This window comes from Pseudomonas anatoliensis (assembly GCF_017976235.1).
Lineage (GTDB): Bacteria > Pseudomonadota > Gammaproteobacteria > Pseudomonadales > Pseudomonadaceae > Aquipseudomonas > Aquipseudomonas anatoliensis.
In genome coordinates this window covers 561844-573798 of sequence record NZ_JACVHC010000005.1, presented here as the reverse complement: position 1 = coordinate 573798, position 11955 = coordinate 561844, and the positions used below count along the sequence as shown (strand labels likewise).

Below are 11955 nucleotides of genomic sequence, written 5' to 3'. Positions count from 1 at the left end.
CAAGGTGCTCCCGGAATGACCCGATTGACCTCTCTCAATCCTTGGCTGGCGGCCATTGCCGTCGCCCTTTGCGTGCAGTTTCCGGCGCAGGCCCAGGAGCGCTTCACCCTGAGCATCCCCGGTGTGTCGGATAACCGTCTGTTCACTTCTGCCGCGGCCAGCGATGCGGCCGGTTGCGGCGGCAAGAACCAGTCACCCGCGCTGAGCTGGAACGCCGGCCCTCCCGGAACCCTGAGCTACGCGATTGTCATGCACGACCCGGACGGCCAGAAAGGCCTGGGCGTCGATCACTGGATTCATTACGGCATCAAGCCGACGACTCACCAGATTGCTGCGGGTGTCGGTGCCAAATCCGCTTTCGAAGGCGTCGGCGGCACCAACAGCAAGGGCAACACTCATTACATGGGGCCGTGCCCACCGGTCGGCGACAGCGCGCATCACTACATCATCCAGCTCTACGCGCTGGATCTGGCCCCGGACGCCTTGCCTGCCGGTCTGACCCGTGCCGAACTGATGGAAAAAATCAAAGGCCACGTGCTGCGCAACAGCAGTGCGGTGCGGCGTTATCACCGCTGAAAATTTTTTCAGTCGCGTTTAACCCGAACTGAAAGGGCTGCCCGTCTCAGTGGATGAATGATCAATTTCATCCCGAGGTCAGCCCCCATGTCTCTTCCTTTTTTGCGTCCTGTAGTGGTCGGTATTTTGCTGGCCATCGGCGGTTGCGGTGTCTCTTCCAAACCTGATTCCGCTGCTGCACCTGCTCAGACTGAAGCCGTTGTGCAACATGAAGTGATCATGGCTGACGGTGCCATGGCCAAGCGCAGCGCACGTCCGGCACCCATTGCCAGTTTTGCCGCAATGCCTGCCGGGGAAAGTTATCCACAAGGCTATCGCGACGAGCAGCGCGAGCAATATCAGGCGCTTGCCGACAATCCGATCCACAGCGTCGCCGAAACGCCGGTTTCGACCTTCAGCGCCGATGTGGATACCGGCGCCTACGCCAACGTTCGCCGCTTGCTCAATCAGGGACGCCTGCCACCGGAAGGCGCGGTGCGGCTGGAGGAAATGGTCAATTACTTCCCCTACGACTACGCATTGCCCAGCGATGGCTCACCTTTTGGCGTAACCACCGAACTGGCAGTATCGCCGTGGAACCCGCACACGCGTTTACTGCGCATCGGCATCAAGGCTTCTGACCGCGCGGTTGCGCAATTGGCCCCGGCCAATCTGGTTTTTCTGGTCGACGTGTCCGGTTCGATGGATCGCCGCGAAGGGTTGCCGATGGTCAAAAGCACGCTGAAACTGCTGGTGGATCAATTGCGTGATCAGGATCGGGTTTCGCTGGTGGTGTATGCCGGCGAATCCAGAGTGGTGCTTGAGCCCACATCCGGACGAGAAAAAGCGAAGATTCGTACAGCCATCGAGCAACTAACTGCGGGCGGCTCCACTGCCGGTGCGTCCGGCATCGAACTGGCCTACCAAATGGCACAACAGGGGTTTATCGCCAAAGGCATCAACCGCATCCTGCTGGCCACCGACGGCGACTTCAACGTCGGCGTCAGCGACTTCGACAGCCTTAAACAAATGGCTGTGGATAAACGTAAAACCGGTATTTCCCTGACCACCCTGGGTTTTGGTGTGGATAACTACAATGAACACTTGATGGAACAACTGGCCGATGCCGGCGATGGCAACTACGCCTACATCGACAACCTGCGCGAGGCGCGCAAAGTGCTGGTGGATCAACTCGGCTCGACGCTCACCGTGGTGGCGAAAAACGTCAAATTGCAGGTGGAGTTCAATCCCGCGCAAGTCAGCGAGTATCGCCTGCTCGGCTACGAAAACCGTGCGTTGAAGCGTGAGGATTTCAGTAATGACAAAGTCGATGCTGGCGAAATCGGCGCAGGACACACGGTGACGGCGTTGTATGAAATTGTTCCGGCAGGCGAGAAGGGCTGGCTGGAACCGCTTCGCTACGGTAAATCGAGTGCGGCTGTTTCCGAGAAGAATGGGGAGTTGGCAATGCTGCGTGTGCGATATCAACAGCCTGAAGGTGGGAAAAGTCTGCTGATCGAGCGGCCGATTGCCAATCAGGTTGTGCCAGCCAGCGAGGATTTGCGTTTTGCTGCGGCGGTCGCCGCGTTTTCCCAGCAACTCAAGGACGGTCGTTATACCGGCGATTTCAACCTGAAGGACACCGAAGCGCTGGCCCGTGGTGCCCGTGGCGATGACCGTTTTGGTCTTCGCAACGAGTTTGTGCAACTGGTCGAACTGGCGCAGAGCCTGCGCAACTCCACCGCATCGAATGCACTGCCCACTGAGCGACGGATTGAATAGTGAGTCGTCTGAAAGGCTTCATCAGTCAGCTGTTTGCTTCGCCGGACAGCCCCACCGCCAGCAGCGATGAATCGCTGTTGGCGCGTTATCGCGAGGGCGACGGCGCGGCGTTCGAGATCTTGTACGCCCGCCACCGTCAGGGTTTGTATCGGTTTCTGCTCGGTTTGAGTGGCAAACCCGAACTGGCTGACGAAGTCTTTCAGGAAACCTGGCTGAGCCTGATCCGCAGCGGCAGTCAGCCACAAGGTCGAGCGACATTTCGTACATGGCTGTTCCAGATTGCCCGTAACCGTCTGATCGACCATTGGCGCAAACATGGCGCCCGGCAACCGCTGCACGACAGTTACGATGAACAAATCCACGCGATCAGCGATGAAGCCACCGATCCCGAACAACTGCTGAGTCTCAGTCGCGACAGTCAGCGCCTGGAAAACGCCCTGCAATCGCTGCCCACCGATCAACGCGAAGTGTTCCTGCTGCGCGCCCACGGCGACCTCGACCTGGCGCAAATCGCCAGCCTCACCGAAACGCCGCTGGAAACCGTCAAAAGCCGCTTGCGCTACGCCCAGCACAAACTGCGTCGGCTGCTGGCCGAGGAGGTACTGACATGAACGACGCCCGCCAGACACCCGAAGATCCGGTCATTAAACATGTGCGCGAACAGCACAACGCTGAACCGCCAACGCACCTTGATGCGTTCATCCTCAATGCTGCCCTGCGCGAAGGCCCGGCGGTTAAGCCAAGCCTGTGGCAACGCTGGCTCGACGCTTGCCGCAAACCGCGCTGGCAAGTCGCATTCGCCAGCCTCGTAGGCGTGGCCCTGATGCTGTCGTTGGTGCAACGCGCGCCCGAGCCGCAGCAGCAATTCGACTTTGCGCCCGCCGCCAAACCCGCCGCGCCACTGGCGCGTAAACAAGCGCCCGAAGCATTGAGCGCCCCGGCAGGCGCCATGTCCGCACCCGCGCCGATGGCAGAAATGGCCGCGCCGATGCAAAGCGAATCGATCCAGGCCGACGAAGCCAAAGTCAGCAAACGCGCCGCCGCCCCGGCCAACGGCCTCGACGAACAACTGCGCGAAGTCCTGCGCCTGCGCGAATCCGGCCAAGCACAAGCCGCCGACAGCCTGTTCAACAACCTGCACAAACGCTACCCAAACGCCGACCTCGACGCCCGGCTCAAACAAATCCAGAAGAACTGACCGCCCTGTTCGCCCAGCCATTTGGCATTGCCCCGCAAAAACGCGCACTATCGGGCCATAGCTGAAGCGCTGGAGAACACCGTGGCACCAAAAATCGACCGTATCGCCCAACTCCTCAATTGCCCGCAAAAGGGCGAAGAGATGCGGCGCGCGATTACCGAAGCGCGTAAGGAATTTCTGCTGAGCCAGCAGGAAGAGGATGTGCTTCAGGAAGAGGACGTTTTTGAGGAGGAGGTTGAAGGGGAAGACGAGGAGGATGAGGATTACGATGAGTTTGATTGGACGACGGAGTAGTGCCGGTTCGCCAGACTTACACTTTATAAGTAACCAAGCTGCTCGTTGACCCTGATCTCAAAAAAAGAGCACTATAAAGTACATTTTTATGTACCTTTGGAGGCTCTATGGAGCAGTTGCTCGCTAACCGCTCGGTAAGTATCACCGAATTGAAACGCAGCCCCAGCACTGTGATCGAGCAGGCCGGGTTGGAGCCTATCGCCGTTCTCAACCATAATCGTCCCGCCGCCTATTTGTTGGCTCACGCGACGTATCAGGAGCTGCTGGATCGCTTGCGAGCCGCTGAATTGCGCGAGGCGATTGCCGCAAGTCGTAATGACCATCGTCAGGCGGTAGCTTCAGACACTGTTTTTGCCGAGCTCGATGCGCTGATTGATGATGTAGAGTCTGAGCAGAATCGTGTATGAGGCGGCTGTTATTTTCCGCACTCGCCCGTGAGGATCTTCAGCAGATTACCCGCTACATTGCTCGTGACAATCCCGGACGGGCTCGGAGCTTCATTGGTGAGTTGCGTGTTCGTTGTGATCAGTTGGTCAGCCAGCCGAATCAAGGAATATCCCGAGATGAAGCTGCCAAAGGGCTGAAAATGATCGCCCACGGTCGATACCTGATTTTTTACTCACTTATAGAGAGCGATGTTCAGGTAGAGCGGGTTCTGCATAGTGCGCGCGACATTGCTCGACTGTTTGATTCCGATAACCTGGATCGCCAGCCTCAATAGTTAAATACAGTCGCCCACAAAAAAGCCCCGGACCATCACAGTCCGGGGCTTTTTCATTTCTATTCATGGTGCACCAGGCGGGATTCGAACCCACGACCACTGCCTTCGGAGGGCAGTACTCTATCCAGCTGAGCTACTGGTGCAGCGGGCGACATCATACCTAGGTCGGCTCGGGGCGTCCATGCTGCGTTTCGGCACCTATTGTCAGTGCGCGTGTCGGAATAAAACGCTGCATTCCATAAAGCGGTAACGTCCTGCAAAACCCTCGCTTGGCGCTTTCGCAGGGCTGTTCTATGGTTTTGCTGCGGCCGGGGCTTTTTGTGCGTTGATCTGAAAATTTCCACAAACACGCCGTTTTTGTTCTTTTTTTCGAACGCCCTATTGTCCTTTAACCCCTTTGCTCCTACGATCCGTTTGAGATTTCAAACGCCCGTTGATTGGGTGTTGAAGCGCAGGTGTTCCGAAGCGTGCACTATTCTTGCGCCTCACCCGGTCACTGATTTCCCTGACGGCAGCCTTGCGAGGCGCCTTTCTACAATCATAATTTGCTCCGCGCAGGCCGCGGTGCTGTTAAGGAAAGCCGACATGCAGCTTAAAGACACCCAGTTGTTCCGCCAGCAAGCCTTCATTGATGGCGCTTGGGTCGATGCGGACAACGGTCAGACGATCAAGGTCAATAACCCGGCAACTGGCGAAATCCTCGGCACCGTGCCGAAGATGGGCGCTGCCGAAACCCGCCGTGCCATTGAAGCCGCTGACAAAGCGCTGCCGGCCTGGCGTGCACTGACCGCCAAGGATCGTGCGAACAAGCTGCGTCGCTGGTTCGAACTGATCATCGAGAACCAGGACGACCTCGCTCGCCTGATGACGCTCGAGCAGGGCAAGCCGCTGGCCGAAGCCAAAGGCGAAATCGTTTACGCCGCTTCGTTCATCGAATGGTTCGCCGAAGAAGCCAAGCGCATCTACGGTGACGTGATTCCGGGTCACCAGCCAGACAAGCGTCTGATCGTTATCAAGCAGCCAATCGGCGTTACTGCGGCCATCACCCCGTGGAACTTCCCGGCAGCGATGATCACCCGTAAGGCCGGCCCTGCGCTGGCTGCCGGTTGCACCATGGTGCTCAAGCCTGCTTCGCAAACTCCATTCTCCGCATTCGCTCTGGCTGAACTGGCTCAGCGTGCCGGCATTCCTGCTGGCGTGTTCAGCGTGGTGTCCGGCAGCGCTGGCGACATCGGCAGCGAGCTGACCAGCAACCCGATCGTACGCAAACTGTCCTTCACCGGCTCGACCGAAATCGGCCGTCAGCTGATGGCTGAATGCGCCAAGGACATCAAGAAAGTTTCGCTGGAACTGGGCGGCAACGCGCCGTTCATCGTGTTCGACGATGCGGACCTGGATAAGGCCGTCGAAGGCGCGATCATTTCCAAATACCGCAACAACGGTCAGACCTGCGTCTGCGCCAACCGTCTGTACATTCAGGATTCGGTCTACGACGCGTTCGCCGAGAAACTGAAAGTGGCTGTAGCCAAACTGAAGATCGGCAACGGTCTGGAAGACGGCACCACCACTGGCCCGCTGATCGACGAAAAAGCCGTGGCGAAGGTGCAAGAGCACATCGCTGACGCTGTAGCCAAAGGCGCAACGGTTTTGGCTGGCGGCAAGCAAATGGAAGGCAACTTTTTCGAGCCGACCATCCTTACCAACGTGCCGAAAAACGCGGCAGTGGCCAAGGAAGAAACCTTCGGCCCACTGGCGCCGTTGTTCCGTTTCAAAGACGAAGCCGAAGTGATCGCAATGTCTAACGACACCGAGTTCGGTCTGGCTTCGTACTTCTATGCCCGCGATCTGGGCCGTGTGTTCCGTGTGGCTGAAGCCCTGGAATACGGCATGGTTGGCGTCAACACCGGGCTGATCTCCAACGAAGTCGCACCGTTCGGCGGTATCAAGGCCTCGGGCCTGGGCCGTGAAGGCTCCAAGTACGGCATCGAAGATTACCTGGAAATCAAATACCTCTGCCTGGGCATCTAAGCCGGGAAAGGGATCGCTGCAAACGCAAAGGGCACGAGAGCGCTGTCCCTTTGCGTGTTTCAAACCGGAATTTTCTCTGCGGCCGGGAACGCCGTGGCAGTCGATCATCGCATGCTGCCACCGTCGCTTCCTCCCGCTTAATCCTTGAACCACGCCGCCCGATGAGCGGCGAATGAGGACTGTAATGAGCAAGACTAACGCTGAACTGATGGCCCGCCGTAACGCTGCTGTACCCCGTGGTGTTGGCCAGATTCACCCGATCTTCGCCGAATCCGCGAAGAACGCTACCGTGACTGACGTTGAAGGTCGTGAATTCATCGACTTCGCCGGCGGTATCGCCGTGCTGAACACCGGCCACGTGCACCCGAAAATCATCGCTGCCGTGACCGAACAGCTGAACAAGCTGACTCACACCTGCTTCCAGGTGCTGGCCTACGAGCCGTACGTTGAGCTGTGTGAAAAAATCAACGCCAAGGTGCCTGGTGATTTCGCCAAGAAAACCCTGCTGGTCACCACCGGTTCCGAAGCGGTGGAAAACGCCGTGAAAATCGCTCGTGCTGCCACTGGCCGTGCTGGCGTGATCGCCTTCACCGGCGCTTACCACGGTCGCACCATGATGACTCTGGGCCTGACCGGTAAAGTCGTGCCTTACTCGGCCGGCATGGGCCTGATGCCTGGTGGCATCTTCCGCGCGCTTTACCCGAACGAACTGCACGGCGTGAGCATCGACGACTCGATCGCTTCCATCGAACGCATTTTCAAGAATGACGCCGAGCCGAAAGACATCGCCGCGATCATCATCGAGCCTGTACAGGGCGAAGGTGGTTTCTACGTCGCGCCGAAGGAATTCATGAAGCGTCTGCGTGCCCTGTGCGACCAGCACGGCATCCTGCTGATTGCTGACGAAGTGCAAACCGGCGCTGGCCGTACCGGTACGTTCTTCGCCATGGAACAGATGGGCGTTGCTGCCGACCTGACCACCTTCGCCAAATCCATTGCAGGCGGTTTCCCGCTGGCCGGTGTGTGTGGCAAGGCTGAATACATGGACGCCATCGCACCAGGCGGCCTGGGCGGCACTTATGCCGGTAGCCCGATCGCTTGCGCCGCTGCTCTGGCCGTGATGGAAGTGTTTGAAGAAGAACACCTGCTGGACCGCTGCAAGGCTGTCGGCGAGCGTCTGGTCACCGGCCTCAAAGCCATCCAGGCCAAGTACCCGGTGATCGGCGAAGTCCGTGCATTGGGCGCGATGATCGCCGTTGAGCTGTTCGAAAACGGCGACAGTCACAAGCCGAACGCTGCCGCTGTAGCGTCCGTTGTGGCCAAGGCTCGCGACAAGGGCCTGATTCTGCTGTCCTGCGGCACCTACGGCAACGTGCTGCGCGTACTCGTACCGCTGACCTCGCCGGACGAGCAACTGGACCAAGGTCTGGCGATCATCGAAGAGTGCTTCTCCGAGCTCTGATCACCCAGTGTGACCTGATCGACAAAAAACCCGCTTCGGCGGGTTTTTTTATGCCCCTGAAACACATCGCCTGCTTTAACGCTGTATCGAATGGCCATCATTGGCTAAGGTTCAGGCATTGCAAGGGAGAGCGTGCATGACTGCCGTTGATTTACCCGCCGTACCCCGAGTGCTGATTGCCGAAGCTGATCCGTGGTCCCGGGACCTGCTCAAACAAGTGTTGCTGAACGTGCGTTGTGATGCGCGGCTGGACCTGTGTGCCGATGGCAAGCAAGCGATGGCGATGCTCAGTGAAGTGCCGTACGACCTGGCCATCGTCGATTGGGAATTACCCGGCGTCGATGGTTTGAATGTGTTGCGCAGTGTGCGTCAGCGCAAACGTAATCCGCCGCTGCCGTTCATTTTGATGAGCAGCCGCAACGACAGTGCCAGCGTGCGTGAGGCCATACTGCTGGCGCCGACGGCGTACCTGACCAAACCGCTGAACATGGAAAGCCTGACCGAGCGTTTGCAGGGTTTGCTGTTGAATGCCGGGGAAGAAGTGTTCTGTGACGTCCCGGCACTGGCGCCCGGCATGACCTTGTCGGTATTCCTTGAGCGACGCCGTGAGCAGGCCGACGGCGCGCCGTTGATGACGGATGTGCAGGTCGCGGTCAAGCGCAGCCTCAATCCTGGTGGTCTCGATCTGACGGTGCTGCAACAGGAAATCCGTACCGATCCGCAGATTACAGCGGTATTGATTGCGGCGGCCAACAGCGCCGCGCAACACCATGGCGCACCGGTGCAAACTCTGGCTCAGGCACTGCAGCGGCTTGGGACGGGGCAAAGCATGAATCTGATTCTGGGGCTGGCGCTCAAACGCAGTGCCCGGCTTAGCGACCCATGTCTGGCGGACTACGCCGAACGTTATTGGGGGCTGTCGCTGCACACCGCTGAATACGCGCGCACGCTGGCGCGGTTGCTCGATCTGGATCAGGAGCGCTGCTATTGCGCGGGCATGCTGCATCGTCTGGGTGATCTGGCGTTGCTGCGCTGTTTGCAAGAATGGAAACAGGCGGGCGGTGAGCTGGACGATCTGGAGGAAGTCGGTGAAGCGTTGGCGCAATTTGGCGCGGCGTATGGTTCTGCGCTGCGCACCCGTTGGCGACTGCCGCTGGAACTGCGTGAGTTGATTGCCTCGGTCTACCAGCTCGGCGGTGGAGTTTATTCCCGCGAGGCGCTGGTGATGAACATGGCGGCGCAAATGGCTCGCCTGACCGAGTATGAAGGTATCGAGGCATTGGCGAAGAGCCGGACGGCGCGGTTGCTCAAGATCGGGTTGCCGGAGTTGATGCGGATGCGTAAATAGCCAGATTCCAATGTAGGAGCTGCAGCACGCTGCGATCTTTTGATCCTGATCTTTAAAGTCAAAAGATCGCAGCGTGCCGCAGCTCCTACAGGGGATTTGGTTGGGCTTGAGCCAAAGGTTCAGCCGGAGATAATCCGGTTCTTGCCCTGACGCTTGGCTTCATACATCGCCGTATCCGCCCGGGCGAACAGGCTGTCGAGGCTTTCGTCGCTATCGGTGAGGCTGGTCAGGCCCTGGCTGACGGTGATGCCGAACGTCTGGCCGTCATGGCTGAAGCTCAAACGCTGAATCTCTTGTTGCAGCCGCTCGGCGACTTGCATGGCCATGTCGGGGGCGCAGCCGGGGAACACCGCGGCAAATTCTTCACCGCCTATTCGCCCGAACAAGTCTCCCCGTCGCAACGAGGCGCGGCCACATTCGGCAATGGCTTGCAGCACGCTGTCGCCTTGAGGGTGGCCGTAGGTGTCGTTGATCATTTTGAAGTCATCGATATCCAACAGCAGAAACGCCAGTGGCGAGCCTTGCAGCCGCGCCTCTTCGAACTCGCGATTGGCGCATTCGAAAAAATGCCGGCGGTTGCTGCTCTGGGTCAACACATCGGTGGTGGCCAGACGTTGCAGCTCGGTTTCCATCTGCTTTTTATCGGTGATGTCTTCAGCGATGCCGACGATGATCACCGGTTGCCCGGGCTCGTCCTGACGATTGATGAAGCATTTGTCGCTCAACCAGCGCACCTGCCCGTCAGCGGCGATGATCCGGTACTCGCGATCTTCCACGGCGCCTTTGTGCAGGACTTCGGCGAGGCTGCGTTCAGCGTAATCCAGATCGTCGGGATAGATGCTGTCGCGCCACTGGTTGTAGTCAGCCAGCAGAAGCCCTGCCGAGCGACCGAAAATCCGCTCATAGGCCGGGCTGACGTACAGCACCTGGCGGGTTTCCCAGTTGAATGCCCAAAGCACGGCGTTGACACTGACCAGCAGCGAGCTGAACAGCTGTTCGCGTTCGCTCAGACGAGCGACTTCGCCCTGGGCGTGCATCAATGCCATGAGTGTTTGCGCGGCCTCGGGCCACTGCGGGAGGGATGAGTCTTTTTGGTTGTTGTTGACCATCGGCACAGTTCTCAGAGGGCGTGCCGCGTCGACAACAACGGCCACACCTAAGCCCGCCGGAATGGCGAAGTCTTTGAGATAGGGGATTTTCGGCGAAGTTCCCAACGGTAGTGGGGTTCTGCTGGGCGGTAAGGATGACGCGTTCCCTCAATGAAAACGCGTCGTCTGGTTTTGCGACTGCTGCGCAGCCGATCGGGGATAAATCCCCTCGCCACAGGGGATCCCATTGTTACCCGTCAGGTGGTGGCTGGGCGCAACGAGTAGGTTTTCAACTGGTCGGCAAACTCGCGCAGGGACTGAATACCACTGGCTTCAGCCTCGTGAATCCACTCTTTGATGGCGGCGAGCATGTCGTGGCCATTGGAGCTGGTCTTCACCCAGATCTGCTGCAGGGCCAGGCGTTTTTCGTAAATGACCTTCAGCGCCTGGCTGTGCTCGAGCATGCTCTGGATGCGCGCGTGGTGGCGATCTTCCAGCAGGCTGGTTTCCCGCGAGAGCAGGCGTTTGGCACGGTGGAACTGGTGACGCACCGAGTGATCGACTTTGGCCAACTCCTGCTTGACCAGCGGGCCGATGACCAATTTGCGGTACTGGGCCATGATCTGGAAGCGGTTGTTGAGGATCGCCATGGCGGTGTCCATGTCCAGATTGCCCTTGCCTTCGACGCGGTGGGCGATCGGCGCTACACGTTGCACCTTGGCCAGACGAAAGAAGCTGAAGACTTTGATCCATGCCCAGCCAAGGTCGAATTCCCACTTCTTCACCGACAGCTTGGCCGAGTTAGGGTAGGTGTGATGGTTGTTATGCAGTTCTTCGCCGCCGATCAGGATGCCCCAAGGCACCAGATTGGTTGCCGCGTCGCGGCATTCGAAGTTGCGATAACCGACCGCATGGCCCAGACCGTTGATGACGCCGGCGGCCCACACCGGGATCCACATCATCTGGATCGCCCAGATGGTGATGCCGATGGTGCCGAACAGCAGCAGGTCGATGACGCCCATGATTGCCACGCCCAACAGCGGGTAACGGCTGTAGACGTTGCGCTCGATCCAGTCTTCGGGGCAGTTCTTGCCGTAGATGCGCAGGGTTTCCGGGTTCTGGGCTTCGGCGCGGTACAGCTCGGCGCCGGTACGCAGTACCGTGGACAAACCCTTGATGACCGGGCTGTGCGGGTCATCTTCGGTTTCGCATTTGGCGTGGTGCTTACGGTGGATGGCGGTCCACTCGCGGGTGTTCTGCGCCGTGGTCAGCCACAGCCAGAAACGGAAAAAGTGCTTCAGGCCGGCATTCAGCTCCAGGGAGCGATGGGCCGAGTAGCGGTGCAGATAGACCGTGACGCCGACAATCGTCACGTGGGTCATCAGCAAGGTGACCGCGACCAGAGACCAGGCCGACAAGCCAAGAAAACCTTCGTACCACATAGGCTATAGGGCCCTCGATAAAGATAAAAACAGCCGA

Annotated in this window: 12 protein-coding genes and 1 tRNA gene; 10 read left to right on the top strand and 3 right to left on the bottom strand. The window is 58.8% G+C overall.

Features of this window, described 5'->3' with window-relative positions; genetic code table 11:
- Positions 1–15 precede the first annotated feature (15 nt).
- The 7 genes from ICA16_RS19430 (at position 16) to ICA16_RS19400 (ending at position 4550) form a co-directional block, all read left to right on the top strand.
- Positions 16–576 carry a YbhB/YbcL family Raf kinase inhibitor-like protein gene (locus ICA16_RS19430; RefSeq protein WP_210554428.1) on the top strand — a complete coding sequence of 187 codons (561 nt, stop codon included), beginning with the start codon at positions 16–18 and terminating at the stop codon, positions 574–576.
- A gap of 87 nt (positions 577–663) precedes the next feature.
- Complete coding sequence (locus ICA16_RS19425; RefSeq protein ID WP_210701284.1) at positions 664–2337, top strand: vWA domain-containing protein; 1674 nt, start codon at positions 664–666, stop codon at positions 2335–2337.
- A gap of 29 nt (positions 2338–2366) precedes the next feature.
- Positions 2367–2948, top strand: coding sequence for an RNA polymerase sigma factor (locus ICA16_RS19420; protein WP_210701305.1), 582 nt, complete (start codon positions 2367–2369; stop codon positions 2946–2948).
- Entirely contained in the window at positions 2945–3535 is a 591-nt protein-coding gene (locus ICA16_RS19415) for a hypothetical protein (RefSeq protein WP_210701283.1), read from the top strand. Before ICA16_RS19420 ends, ICA16_RS19415 begins: the two co-directional genes overlap by 4 nt.
- A gap of 21 nt (positions 3536–3556) precedes the next feature.
- Positions 3557–3829 carry a hypothetical protein gene (locus ICA16_RS19410; protein WP_210701282.1) on the top strand — a complete coding sequence of 91 codons (273 nt, stop codon included), beginning with the start codon at positions 3557–3559 and terminating at the stop codon, positions 3827–3829.
- A 107-nt stretch (positions 3830–3936) separates the two neighbouring features.
- On the top strand, positions 3937–4236 hold the full coding sequence (locus ICA16_RS19405) for a type II toxin-antitoxin system Phd/YefM family antitoxin (protein WP_150618399.1): 300 nt from the start codon (positions 3937–3939) through the stop codon (positions 4234–4236).
- Entirely contained in the window at positions 4233–4550 is a 318-nt protein-coding gene (locus tag ICA16_RS19400; RefSeq protein WP_210701281.1) for a type II toxin-antitoxin system RelE/ParE family toxin, read from the top strand. Before ICA16_RS19405 ends, ICA16_RS19400 begins: the two co-directional genes overlap by 4 nt.
- Positions 4551–4616: 66 nt before the next feature.
- Here ICA16_RS19400 and ICA16_RS19395 read toward each other — a convergent pair.
- Positions 4617–4693 (bottom strand) — tRNA-Arg (locus ICA16_RS19395).
- Positions 4694–5135: 442 nt separating this feature from the next.
- Between ICA16_RS19395 and gabD the strand changes: the two genes are divergently transcribed.
- The 3 genes from gabD to ICA16_RS19380 all read left to right on the top strand — a co-directional run bounded on the left by gabD (position 5136) and on the right by ICA16_RS19380 (position 9388).
- Positions 5136–6578 (top strand): NADP-dependent succinate-semialdehyde dehydrogenase, encoded by a 1443-nt coding sequence (gene gabD / locus ICA16_RS19390; protein WP_042557069.1) that lies wholly within the window; start codon positions 5136–5138, stop codon positions 6576–6578.
- Positions 6579–6762: 184 nt separating this feature from the next.
- Positions 6763–8040 carry a 4-aminobutyrate--2-oxoglutarate transaminase gene (gabT, locus tag ICA16_RS19385; RefSeq protein ID WP_150603954.1) on the top strand — a complete coding sequence of 426 codons (1278 nt, stop codon included), beginning with the start codon at positions 6763–6765 and terminating at the stop codon, positions 8038–8040.
- Positions 8041–8176: 136 nt separating this feature from the next.
- The gene (locus ICA16_RS19380; protein ID WP_210701280.1) at positions 8177–9388 is read left to right on the top strand and encodes a response regulator; all 1212 of its coding nucleotides are present in this window, start codon (positions 8177–8179) and stop codon (positions 9386–9388) included.
- Between the two features lie 119 nt (positions 9389–9507).
- Here ICA16_RS19380 and ICA16_RS19375 read toward each other — a convergent pair whose 3' ends face one another.
- Both ICA16_RS19375 and desA read right to left on the bottom strand, forming a co-directional pair.
- On the bottom strand, positions 9508–10497 hold the full coding sequence (locus tag ICA16_RS19375; RefSeq protein WP_210701279.1) for a GGDEF domain-containing protein: 990 nt from the start codon (positions 10495–10497) through the stop codon (positions 9508–9510).
- Positions 10498–10733: 236 nt separating this feature from the next.
- On the bottom strand, positions 10734–11918 hold the full coding sequence (desA, locus tag ICA16_RS19370; protein ID WP_150603951.1) for a delta-9 fatty acid desaturase DesA: 1185 nt from the start codon (positions 11916–11918) through the stop codon (positions 10734–10736).
- Positions 11919–11955 lie beyond the last annotated feature (37 nt).

Coding starts and splice junctions, on each gene's coding strand:
- gabT (WP_150603954.1), top strand. CDS start 6,763: ATGAGCAAGACTAACGCTGAACTGATGGCCCGCCGTAACGCTGCTGTA.
- ICA16_RS19415 (WP_210701283.1), top strand. CDS start 2,945: ATGAACGACGCCCGCCAGACACCCGAAGATCCGGTCATTAAACATGTG.
- gabD (WP_042557069.1), top strand. CDS start 5,136: ATGCAGCTTAAAGACACCCAGTTGTTCCGCCAGCAAGCCTTCATTGAT.
- ICA16_RS19430 (WP_210554428.1), top strand. CDS start 16: ATGACCCGATTGACCTCTCTCAATCCTTGGCTGGCGGCCATTGCCGTC.
- ICA16_RS19380 (WP_210701280.1), top strand. CDS start 8,177: ATGACTGCCGTTGATTTACCCGCCGTACCCCGAGTGCTGATTGCCGAA.
- ICA16_RS19425 (WP_210701284.1), top strand. CDS start 664: ATGTCTCTTCCTTTTTTGCGTCCTGTAGTGGTCGGTATTTTGCTGGCC.
- desA (WP_150603951.1), bottom strand. CDS start 11,918: ATGTGGTACGAAGGTTTTCTTGGCTTGTCGGCCTGGTCTCTGGTCGCG.
- ICA16_RS19400 (WP_210701281.1), top strand. CDS start 4,233: ATGAGGCGGCTGTTATTTTCCGCACTCGCCCGTGAGGATCTTCAGCAG.
- ICA16_RS19405 (WP_150618399.1), top strand. CDS start 3,937: ATGGAGCAGTTGCTCGCTAACCGCTCGGTAAGTATCACCGAATTGAAA.
- ICA16_RS19375 (WP_210701279.1), bottom strand. CDS start 10,497: ATGGTCAACAACAACCAAAAAGACTCATCCCTCCCGCAGTGGCCCGAG.